The 24,683-nt window shown below is 40.8% G+C and carries 22 protein-coding genes, 1 tRNA gene and 3 pseudogenes; 11 read left to right on the top strand and 15 right to left on the bottom strand.

The features are described from left to right. Positions 1 to 159: 159 nt before the first annotated feature. The 5 genes and pseudogenes from RMY00_RS33950 to RMY00_RS33930 form a co-directional block, all read right to left on the bottom strand. Positions 160 to 1,173 (bottom strand): annotated as a pseudogene (locus RMY00_RS33950) (N-6 DNA methylase); the annotation flags it as partial. Between the two features lie 12 nt (positions 1,174 to 1,185). Beyond that, positions 1,186 to 1,824: a type I restriction-modification system subunit M N-terminal domain-containing protein gene (locus RMY00_RS33945; protein ID WP_322651756.1), complete on the bottom strand. Its 639-nt coding sequence runs from the start codon at positions 1,822 to 1,824 to the stop codon at positions 1,186 to 1,188. 236 nt (positions 1,825 to 2,060) lie between these two features. Then, positions 2,061 to 2,133 (bottom strand) — tRNA-Arg (locus RMY00_RS33940). Positions 2,134 to 2,191: 58 nt separating this feature from the next. After that, a complete protein-coding gene (locus tag RMY00_RS33935; protein ID WP_322651758.1) occupies positions 2,192 to 3,397 on the bottom strand; it encodes a murein hydrolase activator EnvC family protein in 1,206 nt (401 codons plus the stop codon). A 143-nt stretch (positions 3,398 to 3,540) separates the two neighbouring features. Continuing rightward, entirely contained in the window at positions 3,541 to 3,708 is a 168-nt protein-coding gene (locus tag RMY00_RS33930) for a hypothetical protein (protein WP_322651755.1), read from the bottom strand. A 47-nt stretch (positions 3,709 to 3,755) separates the two neighbouring features. Between RMY00_RS33930 and RMY00_RS33925 the strand changes: the two are divergent. After that, a pseudogene (locus tag RMY00_RS33925) lies at positions 3,756 to 4,190 on the top strand (transposase); the annotation flags it as partial. A 277-nt stretch (positions 4,191 to 4,467) separates the two neighbouring features. Here RMY00_RS33925 and RMY00_RS33920 read toward each other — a convergent pair. From RMY00_RS33920 to RMY00_RS33905, 4 genes are all read right to left on the bottom strand, one after another. Further along, positions 4,468 to 4,884: a CVNH domain-containing protein gene (locus tag RMY00_RS33920; protein ID WP_322651754.1), complete on the bottom strand. Its 417-nt coding sequence runs from the start codon at positions 4,882 to 4,884 to the stop codon at positions 4,468 to 4,470. Positions 4,885 to 5,296: 412 nt separating this feature from the next. Next, positions 5,297 to 5,728 (bottom strand): CVNH domain-containing protein, encoded by a 432-nt coding sequence (locus RMY00_RS33915; protein ID WP_322651753.1) that lies wholly within the window; start codon positions 5,726 to 5,728, stop codon positions 5,297 to 5,299. A gap of 621 nt (positions 5,729 to 6,349) precedes the next feature. Further along, entirely contained in the window at positions 6,350 to 6,763 is a 414-nt protein-coding gene (locus tag RMY00_RS33910; protein WP_322651752.1) for a CVNH domain-containing protein, read from the bottom strand. A 365-nt stretch (positions 6,764 to 7,128) separates the two neighbouring features. Continuing rightward, positions 7,129 to 7,542 (bottom strand): CVNH domain-containing protein, encoded by a 414-nt coding sequence (locus tag RMY00_RS33905; RefSeq protein ID WP_322651751.1) that lies wholly within the window; start codon positions 7,540 to 7,542, stop codon positions 7,129 to 7,131. A 589-nt stretch (positions 7,543 to 8,131) separates the two neighbouring features. Between RMY00_RS33905 and RMY00_RS33900 the strand changes: the two genes are divergently transcribed. Continuing rightward, positions 8,132 to 9,739 (top strand): NAD(P)H-hydrate dehydratase, encoded by a 1,608-nt coding sequence (locus tag RMY00_RS33900; protein ID WP_322651750.1) that lies wholly within the window; start codon positions 8,132 to 8,134, stop codon positions 9,737 to 9,739. 13 nt (positions 9,740 to 9,752) lie between these two features. Further along, the gene (locus RMY00_RS33895) at positions 9,753 to 9,917 is read left to right on the top strand and encodes a hypothetical protein (protein ID WP_322651749.1); all 165 of its coding nucleotides are present in this window, start codon (positions 9,753 to 9,755) and stop codon (positions 9,915 to 9,917) included. Positions 9,918 to 10,285: 368 nt separating this feature from the next. Here the strand turns inward: RMY00_RS33895 and larC are convergent, their stop codons facing one another. Continuing rightward, the gene (larC, locus tag RMY00_RS33890; protein WP_322651748.1) at positions 10,286 to 11,572 is read right to left on the bottom strand and encodes a nickel pincer cofactor biosynthesis protein LarC; all 1,287 of its coding nucleotides are present in this window, start codon (positions 11,570 to 11,572) and stop codon (positions 10,286 to 10,288) included. Positions 11,573 to 11,736: 164 nt separating this feature from the next. On the opposite strand from larC, the gene RMY00_RS33885 reads away from it, so the two are divergent. The 4 genes and pseudogenes from RMY00_RS33885 to RMY00_RS33870 all read left to right on the top strand — a co-directional run bounded on the left by RMY00_RS33885 (position 11,737) and on the right by RMY00_RS33870 (position 15,360). Next, positions 11,737 to 12,396 (top strand): L-threonylcarbamoyladenylate synthase, encoded by a 660-nt coding sequence (locus RMY00_RS33885; RefSeq protein ID WP_322651747.1) that lies wholly within the window; start codon positions 11,737 to 11,739, stop codon positions 12,394 to 12,396. 391 nt (positions 12,397 to 12,787) lie between these two features. After that, positions 12,788 to 14,008, top strand: coding sequence for a HetZ-related protein (locus tag RMY00_RS33880; RefSeq protein WP_322651746.1), 1,221 nt, complete (start codon positions 12,788 to 12,790; stop codon positions 14,006 to 14,008). Between the two features lie 117 nt (positions 14,009 to 14,125). Next, on the top strand, positions 14,126 to 14,347 hold the full coding sequence (locus RMY00_RS33875; RefSeq protein WP_322651745.1) for an addiction module protein: 222 nt from the start codon (positions 14,126 to 14,128) through the stop codon (positions 14,345 to 14,347). A gap of 536 nt (positions 14,348 to 14,883) precedes the next feature. After that, a pseudogene (locus tag RMY00_RS33870) lies at positions 14,884 to 15,360 on the top strand (PD-(D/E)XK nuclease superfamily protein). Here the strand turns inward: RMY00_RS33870 and RMY00_RS33865 are convergent. Then, positions 15,332 to 16,189 (bottom strand): DNA adenine methylase, encoded by an 858-nt coding sequence (locus RMY00_RS33865; RefSeq protein WP_322651744.1) that lies wholly within the window; start codon positions 16,187 to 16,189, stop codon positions 15,332 to 15,334. The pseudogene RMY00_RS33870 and the gene RMY00_RS33865 overlap by 29 nt on opposite strands. A 164-nt stretch (positions 16,190 to 16,353) precedes the next feature. Here RMY00_RS33865 and RMY00_RS33860 point away from each other — a divergent pair, with 164 nt between their 5' ends. The 3 genes from RMY00_RS33860 to RMY00_RS33850 all read left to right on the top strand — a co-directional run bounded on the left by RMY00_RS33860 (position 16,354) and on the right by RMY00_RS33850 (position 18,067). Next, positions 16,354 to 16,560 carry a DUF751 family protein gene (locus tag RMY00_RS33860; RefSeq protein WP_322651743.1) on the top strand — a complete coding sequence of 69 codons (207 nt, stop codon included), beginning with the start codon at positions 16,354 to 16,356 and terminating at the stop codon, positions 16,558 to 16,560. A gap of 123 nt (positions 16,561 to 16,683) precedes the next feature. Next, entirely contained in the window at positions 16,684 to 17,103 is a 420-nt protein-coding gene (rbfA, locus tag RMY00_RS33855; protein ID WP_322651742.1) for a 30S ribosome-binding factor RbfA, read from the top strand. A gap of 727 nt (positions 17,104 to 17,830) precedes the next feature. Beyond that, complete coding sequence (locus RMY00_RS33850) at positions 17,831 to 18,067, top strand: DUF4327 family protein (RefSeq protein ID WP_012407481.1); 237 nt, start codon at positions 17,831 to 17,833, stop codon at positions 18,065 to 18,067. 520 nt (positions 18,068 to 18,587) lie between these two features. Here the strand turns inward: RMY00_RS33850 and RMY00_RS33845 are convergent. Both RMY00_RS33845 and RMY00_RS33840 read right to left on the bottom strand, forming a co-directional pair. Then, complete coding sequence (locus tag RMY00_RS33845) at positions 18,588 to 18,941, bottom strand: hypothetical protein (RefSeq protein ID WP_100901541.1); 354 nt, start codon at positions 18,939 to 18,941, stop codon at positions 18,588 to 18,590. Positions 18,942 to 19,116: 175 nt separating this feature from the next. Continuing rightward, entirely contained in the window at positions 19,117 to 19,863 is a 747-nt protein-coding gene (locus tag RMY00_RS33840) for a 3-oxoacyl-ACP reductase family protein (RefSeq protein WP_322651741.1), read from the bottom strand. Positions 19,864 to 20,460: 597 nt separating this feature from the next. Here RMY00_RS33840 and RMY00_RS33835 point away from each other — a divergent pair. Then, positions 20,461 to 21,363, top strand: a complete 903-nt coding sequence (locus RMY00_RS33835; protein ID WP_322651740.1) for a cation diffusion facilitator family transporter — start codon at positions 20,461 to 20,463, stop codon at positions 21,361 to 21,363. Positions 21,364 to 21,826: 463 nt separating this feature from the next. Here the strand turns inward: RMY00_RS33835 and RMY00_RS33830 are convergent, their stop codons facing one another. Further along, entirely contained in the window at positions 21,827 to 22,231 is a 405-nt protein-coding gene (locus tag RMY00_RS33830) for a response regulator (RefSeq protein ID WP_322651757.1), read from the bottom strand. Positions 22,232 to 22,839: 608 nt separating this feature from the next. Then, entirely contained in the window at positions 22,840 to 24,459 is a 1,620-nt protein-coding gene (gene guaA, locus RMY00_RS33825; protein WP_322651739.1) for a glutamine-hydrolyzing GMP synthase, read from the bottom strand. Positions 24,460 to 24,683: the final 224 nt, after the last annotated feature.

The raw sequence follows: 24,683 nt of genomic DNA, 5'->3' as shown, positions 1-24,683 counted from the left end.
AACAAATGAGTACTCCGAAATAACAAATGAGTACTCCGAAATAACAAATGAGTACGCCGAAATAACAAATGGGTACGCCGAAATAACAAATGGGTAGGCATAGCCAGCACTTCGACAAAGCTCAGTGACCACCGTAGGCATCGCCTTATATGAAAAACCCTATAAATTCAACTTTGCTAACACCTCAGCTAAATCTTTATCCGCCCATTCCCTGTCTTGTCTTGCTACCGCCAAATCTGCCAAAATATCCGCGATCGCCCGATGCACAACTTTATCGCTAACATCCACAAACTGCGATGGACTAAGATTATAATCCGCTTCCCTCAATTCCTCTATCTTAATAACCTTACTCAGCTTCTCTCGCGTTTCCCAATTGCGATAAACCTCACAAACCGCCTTAATCCCTTCCTGCGTCAAAATATTCTTCGGATCGCCTTTGACAAAATAATCAGCAGCATTAATCAGCAAAAACTCACCCTTACGATTCAGAGGTTTCAGGCGATTTAACAAAATTACCACTCTTGGCGCAGTCGTGTTATAAAACAGGTTTTCAGGCAGCAAAATCACTCCTTCAACTCTGTCCCTTTCTACAAACTTCTTGCGGATGTCCCTTTCTTGATTTTTGTTCTGACTCCCGGAACCGCGAGACACCGCCCCTGTATCCAAAACAACCGCCGCCCGTCCGTTATCTTTCAGCGATGCCCAAATATGCTGCACCCATCCCCAATCTGCGGAAGATTTGGAGGCAATTCCGTCTTTGAACCTTTCAAAAGAATCTTCTTCATAAGCATCTGCGCCGTAGTTGTCCTGATTCCACATCGGATTAGCAACCACATAGTCAAAGCGCATCACCTTCTTATCAACCGTAAATTTAGGTTGTCTGAATGTATCACCAATCTCAATTTGTGTATCAGTAAAATCCTGCAAAAACATATTCATTTTGGCGATGCCTGCGGCGGGCTACGCCAACGCGAAAGTTGTCCAGTTCAACTCTTGCCCAAATAATCGAGGCGCTTTACTCTCTTCCCCTGGATGCTTGCGGTTGAACACCAGACGCGGCTTAGTCAACAACCTTTCCGATCCACAAGTGGGATCATAAATTATCGTGTATGGTTCAGGGTCAATAATTTCTGCAATCAACCAACCCACCTCTGATGGTGTGAGAAACTCCCCCGCACTTTGCCCTTATCCTTCGGCAAATTTCCGTAGCAGATACTCATAAGCTTCCCCTAAAACATCGGCATTGGTATTCTTTAACCCCAACCGATGCCGACTGATAACTTCAATCAAGTCTTTTAAACGGTCATCATCTAAAACGCGCTGATTGCTTTGCTTCTCGTTATAATCTTTGAGCGTCAGCGTTCCCGATAACCCAGGATTGCGCTTTGCCACCTCCCGCATCGCCGTTGTCACAAACTCCCCTAAGCCATCTTTAGGATGAAAGCGAATCGCCTCCCAACGGTATTGGTGGGGAACATAGTAACGCACAATCGGCTGACGGTTATTTTTAATTGCATCTTGATGATCCGCTTCAATGAAAGCACGGGCTAAATCTCCACCCCCAAATTTCTCGGCGCACTTTTCATACTCATCATCAAAGACATCAGACAGCCGTTTGTAGAAAATTAGCGGCAGAATAAAATCTTTGAATTTTGGTGCATCCGTCGCACCGCGTATCTTACAAGCAGCATCCCACAGCCATTGCTCCATTGCGGGAATATCCAAGCGATCGCCAGCTTGGTTTGCTAACTGTAGAAGTGGTAAATCAAGAGAATCGTTTTTCTCTGCTTGCTTTTTGCTGTTTTTCCTTGTTCCACGCGGCACTATACTTAACTCCTGCGTTAGCGTTCGCGAAGCGTCTCGTAGAGAAGCAAACCCGTCGGTATCGCTTCTATCTTATTTAAAGGAATCCCTATTTTCGCAGTTTCTCGGCTAATTGTTGATAAACGATCTCTAATCACACAGGAATCACAGTAGGACTTACGCAAAATCAAACACGCCGTAAGAACAATAATAAATTGCTCCTACAGCGTATAGTTTTGTGTAAATTTTAAATTTAACGAGCGCGGAGGGATTTGAACCCCCGACCCACAGAACCGGAATCTGTTGCTCTATCCACTGAGCCACGCGCCCTTACTCTCCCCAACTATATCACGTCTATGATAAAATTTGCAGCTTAGAGAAACTTGGTTCACAGATAATTAGCTGGATCTACTGGTGTACCATTGCGGCGGACTTCAAAGTGGAGATGGGGGCCAGTTGAGAAACCTGTGGAACCGACAGCAGCGATCGCTTGTCCGCGTTCGACTGCTTGTCCTTCGGAAACATACAACTCGCTGGTATGTCCGTACAGAGTAGTCATACCATTGCCGTGATCGATAATTACTGCTCTGCCATAACCACCATACCACCCAGCAAAAATTACTCTGCCTGAATCGGCTGCCCGAATTTTACTACCATAGCTAGCGGCAAAATCCAACCCGGCATGAAAGCGACGATAGCCAAGGATTGGGTGCATCCGCCAGCCGAAGGGACTACTAGTAGAAGCATCGCTAGGATACGCCATTATACCAGTTCCTCGAATAATCACACTTGTCCGGCTGTTGGTTTTTGCTTGCGCTTCCTCTGTTGCTCTAGCTTCTGCTACCTTTTGTTGAATCAATACTTCCAGATTTTTGGATTCCCTCTCTAGCTGGTTTTGCGCCGCTTCCAAGGCTAGGCGATCGCTATTAAGACGTTGAACCAATTCCGATTGTGACTTTGCCTGGTTTTGATAATCGGATTTTTGTGCTAACAATTGCTCATGAATTAAGGCAATTTCGTTTTTTTGCTGTTCTACGTCCGTTTTTTGTTTATTTATCAGCTTTGCTTGTTGGTTGAGTTTTACTAAAATTTGTTCGTCTGCCTGATACAATAACTTCAACTGATGACGACGGCTGAAAAAGTCGCTGATATTTTCACTTTCGAGCAAAACTGCCCATCCAACAGATGCAGGCGATCGCTGGAGATAACGCAATCGTGCTACTGTTGCTATTTGTCGCTCCTCATAAGAACGTTGCGCTATAGCTAAATCAGTTTCCAACTGCTGGAGGCGTTGGGTGGCGAGTTGTAATCGTAATTCGCTCTCTTGAATATAGCTATCTGTAGTTTGCAAATTTTGTTTTAAACCAGTAAGGTGTTTTTGGGCCTCTTGTTGGAGATTTGTTAAGCGATCGCGATCGTTAACCACACTCTGACGCTGCTGGTTCGTTTGTTGCTGCTGTTGTCGCAAATTATCAATAGAACCTGTGGAGGTTGCATAAACTGGAATTAATGACAAAAAAATCCAAAAAATACAGCAAAATGCAATAAATAAACAGCCAAAAATCTTGTTTTTTACTATAAATCGCGCTCTCATAGCGTGAAGCCCAACCAAAACGATGCTTTCATACACTATGAGGATTATTCCCAAAATCTGATTCACCCACTCCAACGCATGATTAAATTGTCTGCCAAGTTGTAACACAAAGATTCCAGCTATGTCAGCATTAAGAAGATATATCAGCTGATGAGATGTATGAATACACGTATAGCAATTCTCTTAATTACCTTCAGTAGACCGAAAAATTCTGCGATGCCAACTCTTGCAGAGGCTGATGCTCGAAGACTCGCTACCGCTTCTCTACGAGACGCTGCGCGAACGCTAATGCCAACGGCGGGCGTAGCCATCGCTCTATCATCGCACCTACATTCATCGCATCAATGTATTTGCCGTAATAAGCAATTATCGAATTTTAAAAGGAAATCCTCACGATACTCAACAATTAATTCCAAGTCTTGACCAACATTTAGAAAACTTTGGCTCATCGCCAAAAGTCGTAACTACAGACAGAGGTGTTTACTCTCAAATAAATGAAAATTATGCTCAATTATTAAGAGTAAAAGAAGTTATCTTACCCAAGGGTGGTTATAGAAGTAAAAAACGAATCAAGCATGAAAGAAAAAGAAATTTTAAAAAAGCTCGTCGTTGGCATAATAAAGTAAAAGGACGTATCAGTTTTTTGAAAGTATGTTTTGGCTTACAACGTTGTTTATATAGAGGAGAATTAGTATTTTGTCGTTGGGTTGGCTGGGGAATTATTGCTCATAATCTAACTATTATTAGTCGAGAAACTTTCAAAAGTAAAATAAATTATCACTTTTTTGTTTGAAGTTATTACTATCTATTAAACTTGAGTATAATTAAATGCTACAGTATCAAAAATAGCGGGGTAATAGTTAAAATTAACTTTGTTAATAATCAATACTTGGCATATGTAATTATTGATTATTAACAAAGTTTTATATCTGATTTGTTTGGCAGTTTCGCACTCCTGACTAGTTTAAACTCCAGTTTATGTCCACGAGCGTAAAATAAAAAAACCCTCTGGGTGTGGAACATAGCGCAAATACAGAAGGGTTCTATTTTGATTCTGCAACGTCAAATGTTTACGGTATATACTTTAGCTCTCCATCAATATTGGCGATGCGTTCGTTTAAATTTAAAAACCCAAGATTCAAATTTCCGTCCCGTTTTTTACAAAAACTGTATATGGTCGTGACTCCAACACTGTTCTTACAAGATTGCTGAAAACCACCTCTGTTTTGCCATGCGAGACGACCATCGTTATTTATAATATAATCATTTAAATTTATAGATGCTTTATTAACACTTTGATTTCTCCTTTTACAATCGGCGCGTAATATAGCTGTATTTGAGTAATCTCTTGCTTCTAAACTTATATTTGTGCAGGAGTTACTAAAGTTACCATCAGCCAGGGCTTCTTTTACTGGTATTAGAAAAACACCAAAACTGATTATTTGTACTACTAAACTCATAATTTTGAATGATTTAAGTAATTTCATGACATTACCTCAAGAATTAAAATTGACCAAAAAGTTAAGTTTGTTTGCTTTTATTTGATGTAAATGCTCAGGACGGTTACGAAAATAATAACCCAAGTTGCGGGTTATCAAATACAAATTTACTATTAATTTATATCGAAACCAAATGTTTGATAATATGGCGCAAGCTCAACGATTCTATTCTTTTGGACTAGACACACTTAAGCAACTTTTTAGAATGAAATAGCCCTGGAATTAAAAGTAGTGTAATCAAGTATTTTATGAAAATGTGGGGACTGGCAGTGGATTGATTTTGAGAAGCTACTTGTCTTTAGACGGGTTCATTGACATTGCAAGCTAGTCTTATACCAATTAAAAAACCAGTCCTGAAAAATTATGAGCCTATTTAACAATTATTTTAGATTCACAATATTCAGTCATCATAGTCCAAAACACCTGCTTGATTACTAATTTTTTCATCAAGATTAATAGTATCGGGATCGATATTCCCAGCAGTGTCTTTACATTTAACATTCATATAAGTAGACTTATTCGTCTGATCGTATATGAGTAAGGCACTTATACAACTTTCATCAAATTTGCCTGGTGGGGTAGCCCATGTTGGGCGTCCATCATAATTAGCAATATAATTGGAAATATTTAGCTCAGTGTTTCTCTCCCCACCTTTTCCATCGCCACATCTTGCAGATAAAATCGCAGGATGAAATTGTTTAAGTTTAATATTGTGGCAAGTTTTTGAAAATCCACCTGCTATAGCCACATTTGGTTGTATAAAAAAAGTAACTAAAGGCATAAAAGAAATAACACTAATAACTTTAAAACTCTTACTTATGTTTCTCAGCATAAAATACCTTTTTGTGTGAATAGAACGTTGTGGTTTAGTATTCTGAAGCATCACTATCGCTAAAAAATGGTAGGCTGTGATGGTGTTGAGCCGGGATATGTGTAATTTCTTGGGAAAACCTGAAAATGACCAATTATTCCTTGATGGTACAAGCCCCTAAATTCATTTATGGATAGATAAATTTTAAACTTTGCTTGGTTCAAGCCCCCGGATTCATCCGTGGGCATTAATTGCGAATTGTGCTAACCTTTTCCACATCCCGTAAAGAGTCACTAATAAAACGCTTCAAGCCATGAGAACATTGAAGGTGCTGGTTATCACGCTTACAAATAAAAAGTCACTGTCAGTAGACCGAAAAGTTTTAAAAGTTGACGAAATCATAAGGGTTTCAAACGATGTTATTGGGGCTTTTCATCACGACCGCAAGCGATCGCTCCTAAGTCTATCCAGAACAGAGATACTTGAAAGGTAGATTAGAAGCTGATTTCGGCGCATAGTGTTCCCAAGCTAAAATGAAGGGCTGATAAGTTTTATGAAAAACTTTTCGATCTACTGAAAGTAACTGAGGAATAATTCCAATACAAATGGATTTGATATTACAGCTAAATAGAATAGTTATATTCAAAAATCAGCAGCCAAAACACCATCTTGATTACTAATTTTTTCATCAAGATTAATAGAAGTATCTTTCAAAGCTCCTGTAGCATCTTTACATTTAGCTTTTAGCTCATTACCATTTATTTCGATTTGTTCACAAGATGCGTTAAATTTACCTAGAGAAGCCCATGCTAAATTTCCATTATAGTTGGCAATATAATCTGAAATAGCTAATTCAGGTTGTCTTTGCTCACCGTTACGAGTCAAACAGGTTGCACGCATAATGAAACGGCCTCTCACTGTGTCAGAAGTAGGTCTACTACATGTTCGTGAAAATCCACCTGCTACTGCGACGTTAGGTTGCATAAAAAAAATGGCTAAAAGTGTAAAAAAACAAACAGGGATTACCGGAAAATTCTTACTCAAGTTTTTTAACATAGTGAAGCATATTTTTGTGTAAGTAGAGCGTCGTGATTTAATATTGTAGGACATTGCAGTTGAATTTTTGATCAGTTTACTGTGTGTGAAATAGCTCAAAAAAGGTTATTGTATTTATTGTTCTCAGAAATTTTATCCTTATTTAGCTCAATTACAGTAATTATTCACTTTTTAATACTGCAAAATCAACAAAAGTCTTAATTTTTCCTTAATAGGTAGGTGAGAGAAGTAGAAACATATATATCAAATCCGGTAGCATCTGAGTAATTAAAAAATCGCCGAAAAACACAGAACGCTGAGAAAGGACGGAGGAATAATTCCGATACGAACGGATTTGATATTACAGCTAAATAGAATAGTTATATTCAAAAATCAGCAGCCAAAACACCATCTTGATTACTAATTTTTTCATCAAGATTAATAGAAGTATCTTTCAAAGCTCCTGTAGCATCTTTACATTTAGCTTTTAGCTCATTACCATTTATTTCGATTTGTTCACAAGATGCGTTAAATTTACCTAGAGAAGCCCATGCTAAATTTCCATTATAGTTGGCAATATAATCTGAAATATCTATGCTAGTTTTTTTGCGGTTTCCCCTCTTATCGACACAATCTGCCCGCATTTGATAACGTCCGTCAGCTGGAAAACCAAAAATAAAACTACATGTTTGTGAAAAACCACCTGCTAATGCTACATCAGGTTTTATAAAAAAAGTTGCTAAAAGCACAGGAGACAAAACACTAATAATTTTAAAAGTGTTCTTTAAGTTTATAAACATGGTAAAACACCTTTGTATGTGAATAAAACGTTGTGGTTGAGCATTCCAGGGCGTTGCTACTAAGTCTTTCAACAGTTCATTATTTGAGACTCGCTAAATTTCAAAATGAAAGGCAAAACACCTGCTTTATTACTAATTTTTTCATCTACTAGATTAAGAGCATCGCTACTGAGTCTTTCAACAGTTCACTGTGAAATTTGGAGATAACACGAAACCGACAGGAAAAAGTCTAAGCAAAATTAGAGAAAGTAGTTTTTTCCTGATTGTTACCAACGTTTCTTGAAAGTTGATAATCTTGATATTCGCAAATGATAACTAACCACATCAAGGCACTTTTATGACAGCATATTTGCCGACTTGTGACAACATATTTGCTAACTTGCCTAAACATTATCAATTTGTTCAGAAATGTTCAATACACATATTGACATAGACCATAAGACATAAATAACCTCAATTTATTAGATTATAAAGGATGAATTTATTAGGTTATAAAAGGTTTTTAAATCTGCTAAAGTTTCAGTGGAACTGAAACTAATAACTCAGCACTGGCTCAACCATAGCTATCCACTAATAGAATTCAAGACTGATGCAGAACAGACAAGAAAAAATTTCACAAGTGGTAGTGACTGCTGTGCAGATGCGCGATATTGAAGATCGGATCTTTGCAGCAGGAATGCCTGTAGTTGCTTTGATGGAAAAGGTGGCGGGATTAATTGCCCGTCGCATTCAAGAGATTCCCCCAACCCCTCTTATAAAGCAGGGCTACATCTTTTCAAACACAACGTTCTTAAGGGGATCGCCGCAGGCGGGGGGATCTCGTGTTGGAATTCTTGTCGGCCCGGGTCATAATGGCGGAGATGCTTTAGTAGTAGCCCGTGAATTATACTTTCGCGGGTATGAGGTTTGGATTTATTCTCCTTTCTCTAAGCTTAAAGAATTAACTTCACAGCACTTGCAGTATGCTCAGAGTTTGGGCATTCCAATTTATCAAACAATTGAGCAACTGCCAGATTCTGATTTGTTGATTGATGGCTTGTTTGGGTTTGGTTTAGAAAGAAACCTTACTGATCCCATCGCCTCTGCAATTAATCAGTTAAATGAATTGCCTGTGCCGATTTATAGTATTGATATACCTTCAGGTTTACACACTGATACTGGCGTTGTATTAGGAACTGCCATTCGTGCCACTCACACTTTTTGCTTGGGTTTATGGAAGCTAGCTTTCTTCCAAGATCAGGCGCTGGAATATCTCGGCAAAGCTGAGTTAATCGATTTTGATATTCCTTTAGCTGATGTGGAAGCTGTTCTAAAAGATGCACCCAGCATTAAACGTATTACACCAGCAACGGCACTTGCAACTCTACCCCTACCTCGTCCACCAGTCACCCACAAATATAAGGAAGGACATTTATTGTTAATTTGTGGTTCGCGGCGCTATGCAGGTGGAGCAATTTTAACTGGTTTAGGTGCTAGGGCTAGTGGTGTGGGTATGCTTTCCATTGCCGTACCTGAATCGCTGAAATCTCTTTTGGTGTCACATTTGCCAGAAGCGCTAATCGTCGGTTGTCCAGAGACGGAAACTGGAGCGATCGCTCAGTTACAATTACCAGAAAAAACCGATTTGAGTTCCTTTAATGCGATCGCTTGTGGCCCCGGTTTAACACGAGATGCCACTCCAATTGTGCAAGAAGTGATCAACAGCGAACGCCCTCTAATTCTCGATGCCGATGGTTTAAATATCTTGGCACAAATGGGAGCGATCCCCACATTAAAAAAACGTCTTGCTGTAACCGTACTCACACCCCACACTGGCGAATTTCAACGATTGTTTCCTGATGTCCCCGATGCTAAACATGACAGGGTACAAGCAGTACGGGAAGCGGCGGCACAAAGTAAGGCGATAGTATTGTTGAAAGGGGCGAGAACTGCGATCGCAAACCCTCAAGGTGCTGTTTGGATAGTTCCTGAAAGCACACCCGCCTTAGCGCGTGGCGGTAGCGGCGACGTATTAACTGGGCTACTAGGTGGATTGTTGGCGCAAGCAGCAACTAAGCAGATTCCCGTAGAAGATATTGTGGCAACTGCTGCATGGTGGCATTCGCAAGCGGGTATAATAGCCGCCCAAGAGCGTACTGAATTGGGTGTAGATGCGTTTACATTGACACAATATTTGATAAAAGTTCTAAGTAATTAAACCGCTTTTAACTATGACTCTAGAAATCGACATCAAAAAAGAAAAACTACAGGAAAGCACTAGTTTAAAGACAAATCAAGAAACAGAAAACGAAAAAATTCTATGTCCTCATTGTCAGCGCACCGCTACAAACGGTATTAAATGTAAAGGCATTTGTGTGGCTGACAATGACTATTAAGCTTTGCAGAAGGCAGCTATGCTGGAGGCAGATAGCGCAGCGTTAGCGAGTCCGCGAGCGTCGGGCAGAAGGAACAAGTCTTTATAGGATTCGATCCCTCCTGACTTTGCAGCCCTGAAAAAAGCAATTTATCGAACCGCCTTCTGGTGCGTCGGCTTTTGCCGACGCGCATCCTCTGATAGAGTGTGCGTAAGTTTTGATGTAAAGGAAAATTTCAGTCCACTTGAGTGGACTTTAGCTATGAGCCGCTGAACTTAAGTTCTGGGCGGGATATCGGTTGAGCGCGATACTTTAACTATTACAAAATGTGGGTCATGACAAAGCTTTAGAATAGCATTCCCAGTCTCCAACGAGGAAAGAAATTTGTATCAGCCATTGGCTAAATTCCAACACTGTAGCGCCAACCGTTGAATTTCGCGCCAGGGAATATTATGTTTTCGGGCTAACTCTGCACAATCTTCATATTCTGGCTGCACATTTGCAATAACTTTTTCTGGTGATCGCCCTTTCCATGCTATCTTGACACGCACTTTGCCATATTCCGTTTCCACTTGTTGAATTTCCCGTTGTAAAATGGCACGTTGCTGAGTTGTTCGCCGAATGCCTAAAGTTGTAGTTTCGCGGAATACAACCGCTTCACAACTGAGTAAATTTTCTGGATGACAAATCACAGTTAGCAAAATTCCCGGACGCGACTTTTTCATACCGATCGCTTGGGTAAAAACATCCAGCGCACCAGCCGCAAACAACGCCTCAAACGCATAGCCGATCGCTTGTGGATTTAAATCATCAATTTGGGTTTCTAGTACCGAGATGGTTTCCAAATTTGAGCTATTAGCTTCAGAATCACTGAAATTTGACTGTAAACTTGCGCTTTCACCCACCCAAAGACGTAAAATATTGGGAATGGGTAAATTTATGGTTCCTGCTCCCAATCCTATCTGCTTGATAGCGATCGCAGGTGGTGAACCAAAATCTCTTGCCAAAGTAGTAGCGATCGCAGCTCCTGTTGGTGTCACCAGTTCTCTGTCAATTCCATTGCTATAAACTGGACAACCCCGCATTTCCCACAGCTTTAATACTGCTGGTACTGGTACTGCCATCTGACCATGTGCAGCCCGAACAGTGCCGCCACCAGTCGGGAACGCCGAGCAATAAAGTAATGGCAATCCTTCCTTATTGCTCTCAATGCCCAACCAATCTAAGCCCAGACAAGTGCCCACAATATCTATGATCGCATCTACAGCACCCACCTCATGAAAATGAACTTTTTCAGGAGAAATGCCATGCACCGCCCCTTCTGCGATTGCTAGCTGTCGGAATACCGCCAAACTCCAAGCTTCTGCCCGTGATGGCAACTGAGCTTTGAGAATCATCCGCTCTATTTCTGGCAGGTGGCGTGTGTGGTGGTGACTGTGTTCGTGGTCGTGGTGATGGTGGTGGTGGCGATCATGTACTAAATCCACATGGACTTTAGTCGCTTGCTGACCATTCCGTTGAACAAATTCCGCCCTTAACTGATATTCCTGTTCAATACCCAATCCATTGAGTTTTTCAATTAAATACTCCACAGGAACACCCAAACTCACCAAAGCACCCAGGCACATATCACCAGAAATTCCTGTCGGACATTGAAGATAAGCAATTTTATTCATAATAAATTAATCATTAGTCATTAGTCATTAGTCATTAGTCATTAGTCATTGGGCATTGGTTATTAATTATTCTCCTCTGCTTCCCCTGCTCCCTTATCTCCCCCCGCCTCCCCTGCCTCCTCTGCCCCCTCTGCCCCCACTCCCCACTCCCTACTCCCCGTCCTATGGCAAAAATTTTCCCAGTTCATCCGGATAATCCTCAAGTTCGCCGAATAGAGGAAATAAAGTCGGCGCTTTCTAGTGGCGCAGTCATGCTTTACCCTACTGATACAGTCTATGCGATCGGTTGTGATTTGAATGCCAAGTCGGCGGTAGAACGAGTGCGGCAAATTAAACAGCTAGCAAATGATAAACCACTGACATTTTTATGTCCCTCGCTTTCAAATGTGGCAACTTATGCCTTCGTAAGTGACACAGCCTATCGAATTATGAAACGCCTGATTCCAGGGCCATACACGTTTTTGCTCCCAGCGACTAAATTAGTACCGCGATTGGTGCAAAGCCCTAAGCGGAAAAGTACTGGAATTAGAGTACCAAACCATACTGTGTGTTTGGAACTGCTGGCAGCGTTGGGCAATCCGATTATTTCAACTTCAGCACATCTGCCACCAGATGAAGCAGATAATGGCATGATTCGGATAGATCCAGAAACTGTTCAGTCGCGGGTAGAGCTATTTGATCGTTTGGATAAGTTGGTAGACATAATTGTAGACACTGGCGAAGAACCTACTTATGAAGTATCTACTATTTTGGATATGACCGGAGACGAAGTAGCAATTATACGGAGGGGTTTAGGTTGGGAAGCAGCAGCAGCATGGGTATAAAAATTACACTTCACAGGCGCACCTCTCCGTTTCGGAAATTGTGATAAAAGCGACTCCAGTTTTTAAATTGTCATATTTTAAGCCGATGTCTACGATGGCACAGATGCAATAACAGGATGGTGGCAACAGTCGCTACAGCAAGGGATTTGACAATTTTGAGAACATGGCAGGTACTTGTGTCCTAGCGTCAATGTGGTGGCTTGTGAAAAAACCGACACATTTCCATAACTGTAACTCTCTCGTATTTCCTACAGTTTTATATATGAGCTTTAGATGTGAGCATTACATGCGGCAAGCCTTGATGGATGAATGCCTAAAGATTCATAAGCCAAGGCCGGCCTTGATTGCTGTGTCTGCGTTGTAATTACGGTGCAATACTACTGGAAAAGTCATGAAATCTAACGTCATTAATCTACCAAACTCTACACCCATTTTTGATAACCACCTTTCGACTGAAGAATTTTCAGACAGCAGCAGCGAAACCTTGATTGAATTGCTGTGTCAGGAAATGCAAGCACAAGTGAAAGCAGCACCCAAGTGCGTAGAAGCTTTAGCAAACCGCATAGCCGTAGAAGTAGAACGCATTTGCGATAAAAGCTCCCGTATCCAAACATCTGGGGAAATCAAATCCTGGCAGATTACGTTGGGAAGGCATCGGATGCACAAGTGCTTACGTTACTACCAACTAGGTTCAAAACAAGGACGGGTGGAATTACATAGCAATTTGGGTGCTATGGTTTACCGCCACGTAACTATATCTGGCTCTGAGTTGGGTTTTGAGGCTCGTTACAGCCTGATTGAAGATTTTTTACAAGCATTTTATATCGAAGCTATCAAAGCTTTCCGCAGAGAAAACGAACTACCTAACGATCACACACCGCGTACTCAGCTGCAATTAGCTGAATATATGGCGTTTACAGAGCAGTATGCCAAACGCCGGATCAATTTACCTGGTGGTGCAAATCAGCAATTGATTATCCTGCGGGCCCAAGGCTTTGCTCGTCGTCAGCCGCAAGAAACTACCGTGGATATTGAAATGGCGGTAGAGTCTGCTAAGGGTGAAGAAGCAGAATCTTACCAGCGTAACTCGGCGGTGCAACAGCTGCGATCGCAAATGATTGCCCAAACTAATTTCGATCCCTCAGAAGAATCAGAACGCGATCGCGTCATCAGTGAATTGATGAAATACCTAGATTCTCAAGGTCAATCTGACTGTATGAACTACCTCAGCTTGAAACTTCAAGACCTCTCAGCCCCAGAAATTGACCAAATTCTCGGTTTAACTAGCCGTCAGCGCGATTATCTCCAACAACGCTTTAAATACCATGTAGAAAAATTTGCCAAACAACACCACTGGCAATTGGTACATCAATGGTTAGGTGCGGGTTTAGAGCAAAAATTGGGTTTATCTTCCCAGCAGTGGGAAATCTTTGTGAATCAACTCACAGAACAGCAACAGCAAATATTAGAGTTAAAAACTGCACGGGAAAATGACGTTGCGATCGCTAAAACCATCAAATGCACCCCCAAACAATTACAAAAGCGCTGGACTCAACTTTTAGAACTAGCATGGTCTATCCGCAACGGTGATACAGAGGCACAGACAGGTTGAAGTCAAAACCAAATAACTAAAATTCATCCAAGCTAAATTCCAGTTATTAGAAATGTTGTTATAGATATGGCGGTTTCAGGGTGTAATAATTAAGGTGAATAAAATACATAGAAGACCATGAACCCAGTATTTCCCGAACTCTCTAGTCTTTCGAGGGCGGCAAAAGTTCAACTGGTAGAAGATTTATGGAATGAGATTGCCGCTACACCAGCAACACTCCTAGTTTTAGATTGGCAGAAAAAAGAGCTAGGCGATCGCAAAGTTGAATATCAACAAAACTCAGCCATTGGTAGCAGTTGGGAAGATGTAAAAGCCAAAATTTCTCAACGGCATGGCTAGAAACTTAACTATCCTTATAGCCGCAGAACTAGATATTATTGAAGCTTATGACTGGTAAGAGGGGCGCGAATTTGGGTTAGGCACACAGTTCCTACGATGTATTGATGCCTGCCTAAATTGAATCCAGCGTCACCCCAGCACATACCAGATTGTTCATGAAACCTATCGCCCTACTACAGTCAGGAGTTTTCTCTACCTCGTTTTTACGAGTTTAATGAACAGGAGATTATTCTCTACGCTGTTTTCTACTGTTCCCAAGACCCAGAAAAATGCTGTAGTAGCTTGCAATAGTTGGTTTTTGAGACAACGAAAAAATATATTCTTGTAATTATTATCTCAATTAGTAACTGCTTGTCGATCCAAATTATTAATACATTTGTATTTATTTAGTACAAGAATACTAAGTATTTCAGATTTTTTACTATTAATCCAACCTTATTTAGTCAAAATCAAAAATTCATATTAAGCAACTGACCTTTTTTTACTACTTCTGTGAAATCCTATAATAAGCAAGACTTTTGGCAGAGGGATTTAGGATGGCTCTGACTCAAGGAGGACGGGCAAATAAGGCTGGGAATATTTTAGAAAGAAATGTAGAAGCAATTTTGACTGGGCATAATTATTTCCAAGTTGGGAACTATGTCTCAAAAGAATTTATTTTAAATGCTGCTTTATTACCAAAGCGTTATGGAAAATAAATTTATATTGGAAGTGGAATTTATCATACCGAGCTGAAAGTTGATTTTTATGTTGTTGGCTCACCTGCAATGCCATCTGGTTTAATTTTCGAGTGTAAATGGCAAGAAAGCCCCGGTTCGGTTGATGAAAAATTTCCTTACTTGAATATGAACATCCAGAACTATTACCCTGCACCAACTATTGTAATTTTAGGCGGTGAAGGTATGCGAGAAGGCGCAAGCAAATGGCTAAAAGCAAGAGTTAATGATAACCATAATTTATTAGCAGTTTATAGTTTAGACAGATTCATTGCATGGGCAAATAAAAATCTTTAAAAGATGTGATTAATAATTCGCAAATCATCCCTCTATTTTTGACGTTTGAATTAATTGATCGGGCTGCTTGAATTTTGTAGGTTTCAAAATTAATATCAGTATAAATTTTGTTAATAAATTCGCTATCAGAATTACACACCATAACTTTAACACCACGACTTGCTAACTCTGCACAAGTATCTCTCAAAAGTTCTTGGTCTTTTTTACTAAAACAATTTTGGCTATAAGCAGTAAAATAACTAGTGTCGCTGATAGGATGGTAGGGCGGGTCAAAAAATACAAAGTCATCACTGCTAGTTGCATAATTTAAGACTTCTGTAAAATTTGCTTGTTTAATTGATGCATGAGAAAGCGCTTCTGAGGCAGCTTTTAATAAAAACTCAGAACAAATATTGGGATTTGTATATCTGCCTAAAGGCACATTGAATTTACCCTGTGAGTTGACTCGATAAAGACCATTAAAACAAGTTTTATTAAGATAAATTAGACGAGCCGCTTTTTCTATATCAGTTCCACCAGAGTGGTTTCGGATACTATAGTAATAATCTTTATTATGTCGAATTTTATGCTCTTTCAATATAGAAATTAATTCCTCAACATGATCTCTAACACAACAATAAGTGTTAATTAATTCGGCATTGATATCAGTTAAAACTGCTGCGGTTGGTTGGAGATAGAAAAAAACAGCACCACCACCTAAAAATGGCTCATAGTAATTTTTATAACTTTTAGGAAAATAAGGAATATATTGCTGTATCAACCTACTTTTACCCCCTGCCCACTTCAAAAATGGACGCGGGCTAGTTTCCTTGGGGATTTGAATTACCATTTACTTGTGATTTAACTGAAAATAATCGTGACTAAATAAAGCCAATATAACTGACGAAGTATATTTTATATTAACTGCTAATTTTCCAGCCGCATAGATTACAATTGAGTAGATAAAGCATATCAAAACAAACGTAAGTATATAACAAGGCAGTTGACATTCAGATGTTTGACGGATTTTGGGATAACGTCTTTCGCTACCCCCGGTACTTAATTACTATCGTCTTAGGACTGTTTATTAACACCTTTGCGCCGTTAGTGCCATTGTTGAAGCGCCCAGTCACCTTAATCGCTATCTTGGGTTTGTTTGTGAGCGGACTAGTCTTTCTAACTCTCACCCTACGGGCAATGCTGGGCTTGAGTACAATCTAGACTAGTGCTATATCGGGGCTGTGCCCCACAGACGGTTGCTCTTGGCGTTGCTTGCGCTAAGTACTGTCTAATTAAGTTACATGTATTTTTGTTGTACAACCTCTGTGAGGAGGCGAAATTTTTATGGCTACAAATCGCCGGGTTTCCCGCGTTGCTGAACTGATCAAACGGGAAGTTAGCCAAATGCTGCTCAACGGCATCAAGGATGACCGTGTAGGTACAGGAATGGTAAGTGTTACTGATGTTGATGTTTCCGGCGATCTCCAACACGCCAAAATCTATGTCAGTATCTATGGTACAGATGAAGCTAAAGCAGAAACAATGGCAGGCTTAAAGTCGGCTACAGGTTACGTCCGCAGTGAACTTGGGGCGCGGGTACGCCTACGTCGTACACCAGAGGTGCTGTTTCTTGAAGATCGCTCCATAGAACGCGGTAATAAAGTACTGGCATTACTAAACCAACTTAACCATCAGCGTCCGCCAGAAAATTTGGTAACAGTAGAAGAAAGCACCGATCAAGATGATGAATCATCTGATGAATGAGTAACTGAAATAACAATGTAACTTCAGAACAATTAATCTCAGCAAATCCGCCAAACAATTTACAGACGTGACCAAATCGCGTCTGTTTTAATATGACCATAATCTATTTCAGGGATCGGTAGTTGCATATATACGTTAGATGTTTATCCAAAGAAAATTATGTAACACTAGTGCTGAAATCAACCAAGTAATTACGGTTCTATTTAAGAAATTGTTAACAGATGCTGGGGTAAAAGCCTTCGTAGGTTACTTTAGCCGTTATGTTTTGCAACACTCTATACCGTAGTATCTGACAAGTATTCTTATGTTGTTTACCCTTAGATAAATAGCAGCAGTTCTAAATCTGGCTTTAAGGTGATTATTTGATATGTCAGCGATGCCTGCGGCGGGCTACACCTATGCGCCCTAAACTCTGGAAACCGCAAAATCTTGCCTAAATACAGTAATGGCAAGACTTTCAGACTTGTTGCATAAAAACTGTATAGCCGCCATAGCAGGTAAAGTTAACTACTCGGAATTTTTTTTGTAAAGCGGATTTTCGACAAATGTCAGGATTTGTTGACTTTCTTAACATTTCTTGAAATAATTTCAGGATATCTAGCGTCAAAATAAAAATAGTTCCGTATAGCAAACTACAAAATCCTAGCCACAAGTCTAATTTCTGTAATGTTTGTTCCTAATTCTTAAGGGGAACACTATCGTAAGTGTTAATTTGTGAGTAAAAAACATGAGTGTGAATACGGTGCCTTCTATCAATTACTACTCTCTCGATTTGATTCAAGACGAAGCACGCCGACTGGTGCAAAAGGGAATGATTAGCCGACAACAGCCAATATATACCCTTTGCCAATACATTCCAGCGAGAGAGTGGGTTTGCGTTGAATGTGAATTAGAGAAATGTGACTTTTTGTTACGCGATCGCATTGGCGACCTAATTGGTCGTGAACAGTGGGATAACGACTAATCAATGTTTGATTTCAATTTTGGGATTGGGGCTTCATTTTCGATGTGTGGATATCACCATCAATTATTCAACGCCCAATCTGGGGGATAATCTCTGGTTTTTTATGAGCATTGCCCCATATAGAATCTTGCGTTTTTCATTAACTTAGAAGCATTGGAGTCTGAATTTATACAACTTTTCAAGTTAAAGAAGGCATCAGAACCATTTATTGTGTACGTCTGGTGCTATAGCTTGAGTCTAGTAAGTAGATTCTGTGAAATTCCTATATTTATCTAATAGGTAAATGTAGGAATTTCAGTTTGGACTTGTAATTTATTGCATCGCTTCCCTAAAGTAAGCGATGGTCTGCTTGCTGTTCAAAGCCAAAATCCATCTTGAAAAGTTGCTAAGTCCGGCTAACCGTCACCAGTTGCGACGCTAGAAAAAAACTCCTTGAGCAATCGGCTCGATTTTCGCAAAATCCAAAATTTGTATAGTATTTTTTTTAATCTCGAAAAGTACAGAAAAATCAGATGAACTATTATCCTACTTGCTCTAAGTAATTATTAATGTCTTCAATGATGCGAGTAAGTTCAGCTTCAGTAGTTAAGCGGATGTTGACGTTGCGGACAGTCAGCAAAACTTTGGCTGCAAAGGGTGTTGGCCAGATATTAGGATTACAGAAAATTTCTAAAAATACTTCACCTGTATAACGATATTCCAAGGGAGGCTGGGGAGTTACTTTACCACCGCCAGGAGTGGGTTTAGCGGCGACAGCTTTCAGACGCTCCATCAATTGATCTGTTGCTGCTTTTAATTCTCGTGCTGCTTGGGGTGAAAAACTGAAGGAGACAGAACCTTCAATTAGGTTCAAGGTTAGAGGAATTGAAGACATTTTTTATTAAAACTTCTTGATAAGTACTAATATTACCGGAAAAAGAGACGAAGCCACCGATAGCGGCGGTGGCGAACCCCCATTTTTCCAGGATGCGCCCCAGCCTTAGCGCTGGCATCGTCGCCAGACAAATTTACATAATCGGACTTTTCTTAGTTTTGCTTTGGTTGCCGAATTAGGCTGCGAAGCCGCCATCAATTTTCAGGTTCGCACCGGTGACGAAACTCGCTTCTGCACTAGCGAGATAAGAAACCATGTCGGCGACTTCTTCGCTTCGTCCATAACGTTGAAGGGCGGTGATGCTTTTCATCCTGTCGGCAAAAGTACCGTCCGCCGGGTTCATGTCGGTGTCAATTGGGCCGGGTTGGATATTGTTCACCGTGATGCCACGAGGGCCAAGATCGCGGGCAAGACCGCGCGTGAAGCTAGCGATCGCACCCTTGGTCAATGCATAGACGGAGCCGCCAGCAATAGGCATGATATCGCTGTTGACACTACCAATCATAATGATCCGTCCACCCTCGCCCATGTGGCGAACAGCCTCTTGAGTTGCCACAAACACACCCTTAACGTTAACCGCTATAAGCCGATCAAAATCATCCAGTGAGAACTCGTCGATTAGAGCGAAAGCAGCGATTCCCGCGTTGTTTACAAGGATATCAATACGACCAAAGGCTTTTACAGTCTCAGCAACAGCGTTTTTCACAGCTTCCACATTGGCACTGTCGGCGCGAAGAGCCAAGGCTTTTCCACCTGCCGCTTCGATGGCAAGCACTACCTCATCGGCTTTTTGTGGGGAACTAGTGTAGGTGAGGGCGACAGTTGCACCATCATCCGCCAGACGTTTGGCGATCGCTGCCCCCAAACCGCGTGAGCCGCCAGTTACCAATGCCACCTTATCTGTAAGTTTTTTGGTACTCATAGTATTCGTGATTGAAACTTGTCGTCTGAAGAAAATTGACCATTGAAATTATATTGCTCAAGTTCTTACTCAAACTCGTAAGAGTATCAAATGTTCACCCATCCCCCTAGCTTGTTAATTGCAGTTTCATCAGACTCTTGAGAGAAATTAGGGGATTGTACAAGAGGCAAAGGAGCAGGGAGCAGGGAATAGAGCAAAGAATTGGGATTGGACACTTTTTCGCTGTTGGTTAAAGGTAGTAAATAAAACTCATTTGACTCATTAATTTTCCTGAATAAGTACAGCTTACTGATGGTCATTATCATCTCTTTGAATGCAATTCGGTCTGACTTAAGTAGATGTATGAATAACAAATTTAATTAAAATATTTTTAGAATTAATGCTAAAAATATGCTGTTATCTATAGAGCTATTATTAATACATATAAAGCTTGTAGCTGTTGTTAGTTATAAATAATCTCAACAAAATAGGATAAAACATAGAGCCTATAGAGAGACTTAATTTTTACTGCGTAAGACTTTGATACATTTGATTAGTGTCTATTTATGTTTTAAGTTTTACATTAGAAGTCATAGAACTTGATGTGATAAATTATCTATGATTTACGATAACCGTGCCGTAGTACGAAAGGTTTTAATTATTACCTTATTGCTCAACGTGTTTGTACTGGCATTGAAAGCACTTGTGGGCTACTGGACTGGTTCTTTGAGTTTGCTAGCTGATGCCTTGCATAGTGTGACAGACAGCGCAAACAACGTTTTGGGATTAATTGCAAGTAAATTTTCTTCTCCACAACCCGATCGCGAGCATCCCTATGGACACAGCAAGTTTGAAGCTGTGGGAGCTTTAGGAATTGCCTCATTTTTAGGAATAGCCTGTTTTGAAATTTTGCAAGGAGCAATCGAGCGAATTCTCAAAGGTGGTGAACCGATAAAAATATCGCCGCCTGAGTTGTGGTTATTACTAATTGTGCTGGGCGTGAATATTTTTGTGGCGTTTTACGAACGTAGTGTGGGTAGGCGGGTAGGTAGCTCAATTCTTATAGCTGACTCGACACATACTATGAGCGACATTTGGGTAACAATCTCTGTAATTGGCGGTTTGATAGGAGTTTGGCTAGGTTATCAATGGATGGATTTGGTGTTAGCTTTTCCTGTCGCTTTGTTAGTATTTTGGAGTGGCTGGTCAGTTTTAAAAGAGAATTTACCTTGGCTTGTGGATCAAATGGCGATCGCACCAGAAGCAATTCATGCGATCGCTACTTCTGTTCCAGGTGTAATTAACTGTCATGATATTGCTTCTCGCGGTGTTCTTGGTCGTCAAGTCTTCATTGAAATGCATTTAATAGTAGATGCACCAGACGTAGAAACCGCTCACCACATCACCGAAGAAGTAGAAAGCCGATTAGAAGAACGGTTCCGTCCAGTTAGGATTTTAATTCACATTGAGCCACCAGCTTATAAATCTGAGCAAATTAGCTTTGAAGCTGGAGCGAAGTAATCTAATATCAATTCGCAATGGGCTTCTCTGCGAGACGCTAAAAGCGAACGCCCCGCTACGCTAACGCAATGACGCTCGTTCCTCTCTACGAGACGCTACGCGAACGCTAACGCTGCGCTAACGCAAGTGGCAATGGGCTAACGCCCCGCTCCGCTAACGCAATTAAGAAACTTAGATGCAGTAAGACTTTCGTGATTTTATCTGTTGCCTCCTTGTGGAGAATGTCTCTACAAGGATTTTAATATCATGCAGAATCATTTTCATACATGAAATTAGCAACGCTGAAACTTTTCCGGCTGTGCTCAAAATTAATAATTTTTACAAAAAACGCCCTAAATCTTGGTGAAACACAATGTAGCGTGTTGACTAACAACCAGTTTACTTTTAGAGCAGAAACATGAAGGGAGATGAGGGAGATTAGAAAAATAACAAATGACCATTGACAAATCACTGTATCTTTTCATTAATTCTTATAAGAAGCAACTAAATTAGCAACGATCGCAACTAGTTCTCCTGGATCAACCGGTTTTGCCACATGAGTTTGAAAGCCCGCTTCCAGCGCTCGGCTACGGTACTCGCTGTCGCCATAAGCAGTTAAAGCTATAGCTGGGAGTTTTTCCCAAATATCAGACTTCAGCGCCCGGATTTTGCGGATGAGAGTGTAGCCATCTTCACCAGGCATAGCAATATCACAAATCAAAACTTCTGGTTGCAACTCAGGTAATACTTTCAATGCTACCTCTGCCGATGCAACTGCTATGACGGTAGCTCCATCAGCTTCTAACACGGTAGTAATGTAAAATCGGCTATCGTCATCATCATCAACTACGAGGATGTTTAAGCCAGCAAGGGGCAGAGCAGGTTCCATAACATCTCCATTAATGTTGATCACATGAAAGTTATTTCTAATGAGCTGCTTGTTTTTTCTCAGTGACCACACCAATGGTAATTTTACTGCGATCGCGTCTATTTTCCTAGAAAATAACTCAATTTGTCTAGCCACCATCAAATAGATAGTTAATTATTGGCTAGCATTTATAATTGACGGGATAAAATTATATTGGTATTTAATTCCTTAATCAACAAAATGTAGGGGTTTAAGTCCCCGGCTTCTATATTGAAGTTCAAGAATAGTCTTATTAATTACTGACTGTTTTATTGTTATAAAATTTCTATTTTATTTTTGAGCAAAATTACGCACTGTAATGGCGTGGCAACCTTAAAATAGTACGTTATACCAATTCGCAATTCGTGATTCGCAATCAAGAAACTTAGATGCAGCAAGACTTTCCTGATTTATATCTGTTGCCTCCTTTTGGAGAATTAGTATTAGATGTAGGTTTGGTTGAGCAACGCGAAACCCAACATTGATCGGAGTGTTGGGTTTCATTTTTCAACCCAACCTACAATTTTTTTTGCAACAATTTAGTCTTGACAGGTCACTACGTATCTGGATCTTTTTTAATTGGAAGTCTCTTACTCCCATTCAATGGTTCCAGGCGGCTTAGAGGTGATATCATAAACCACCCGATTCACCCCTTTCACCTCATTCACAATCCGAGTGGAAATCACTTCCAGGACATCGTAAGGAACTCTTGCCCAATCAGCAGTCATGCCATCTTCACTGGTTACAATCCGCAAAACAATCGGGTAAGCGTAAGTGCGCTGATCCCCCATAACGCCAACACTACGAATTGGCAGCAATACAGCAAATGCTTGCCAGAAATCATGATACATACCGCGTTGGTTAATTTCTTGCCGGACAATCAAATCTGCATCGCGCAAAATATTTAACCGCTCAGATGTGACTTCCCCTAGAATGCGAATTGCCAAACCAGGCCCAGGAAAAGGTTGGCGTTGGACAATTTCTTCTGGTAAACCAATGGAACGCCCAACTTTACGGACTTCATCTTTAAATAGTTTCCGCAGTGGTTCCACCAATTTAAATCTTAAGTCTTTGGGTAAACCGCCAACATTGTGATGACTCTTAATTTTTACCGCTACCCGTTCACCAGTTTGGGGATCAACGTTGGTGTCAGCAGATTCGATCACATCTGGATAAAGAGTCCCTTGAGCCAAATAATCAAAGTGGCCAAGGCGTTTGGATGTTTCTTCAAATACAGCAATAAACTCGTGTCCGATGCGGCGGCGTTTTTCTTCAGGATCTGTGATCCCAGCAACTTTAGCTAAAAAGCGATCGCGAGCATTAACATACTCTACAGGAATGTGAAACTGCTCTTGGAACAGCTTTACCAATCGCTCTGGCTCATACTTTCGCATAAAGCCTTGATCGATAAATACGCAAGTCAATTGGTCGCCAATGGCTTTATACAACAAGAAGGCTAAGGTAGAAGAATCCACCCCACCAGACAGTGCCAACAGCACCCGCTTGTCACCAACTCTGGCGCGAATTTCCCGAATTGCTTCTTCAACAAAAGCTGCTGTTGTCCAAGTAGGTTCGCAATCGCAGATGTGATAGACAAAATTACGGATTAATGCTAGACCGCCAATAGAATGTACTACCTCTGGATGGAACTGAACGCCGTAAAGTTTCTTTTCGTGGTCAGCGATCGCAGCACAGGGAGTATTTTCTGTATGTGCTAGCAGTTCAAATCCTGATGGCATTTTGGTAACTGAGTCTCCATGACTCATCCACATCGTAGTGCCATCTTCGACATTAGTGAGCAAATCTGTGGGATCATCAATATATAATGAAGCTTTGCCGTACTCACCTCGGTCAGCTTTTGCCACTTCGCCGCCGAGTTGGTTTACCATTAGTTGCATCCCATAGCAAACACCCAAAACGGGTATTCCCAAATGCCAGATTTCTGGGTCACAATGGGGAGCGTTACCACCATAAACCGAACTTGGGCCACCTGAGAGGATGATTCCCTTAGGATTTAGTTGGCGCAATTGTTCAGAAGTAGTGCGATAGGATAAAACTTCCGAGTATACTTGAGTCTCGCGGATGCGACGGGCAATCAACTCAGAATATTGAGAGCCGAAGTCCAGAATTACAATCAATTGGCGATCAAGTCTCCCCAAATTTTCTAATGTTTGGGGTGCTTGTTCTGTTGGTATCACCGCTGTATTCATGACGGGAGTGTTATGTCTGTTAAGGGTAGATGCTTTGTGGTCTATGATGATGCTATTATTCAACCTGGGTAGGCTAATAATGGTATAGAGAGCCTTTACAAACGCCCGTTTATGTGCGTCTGTCTAGTCCCGGAGTCAGAAATGGTATTAAAACGATAAATTACCCTAGAGTGGTTACTTAGAAGATTATTTATTTGAATTGTTTACGATTATTCATAATAAAT

Source organism: Nostoc sp. ChiVER01, from assembly GCF_034531155.1.
In the GTDB taxonomy this organism is placed as follows: domain Bacteria; phylum Cyanobacteriota; class Cyanobacteriia; order Cyanobacteriales; family Nostocaceae; genus Nostoc.
Note: the sequence above shows the minus strand (reverse complement) of the source record. Positions and strands in the feature narration are given on the sequence as shown.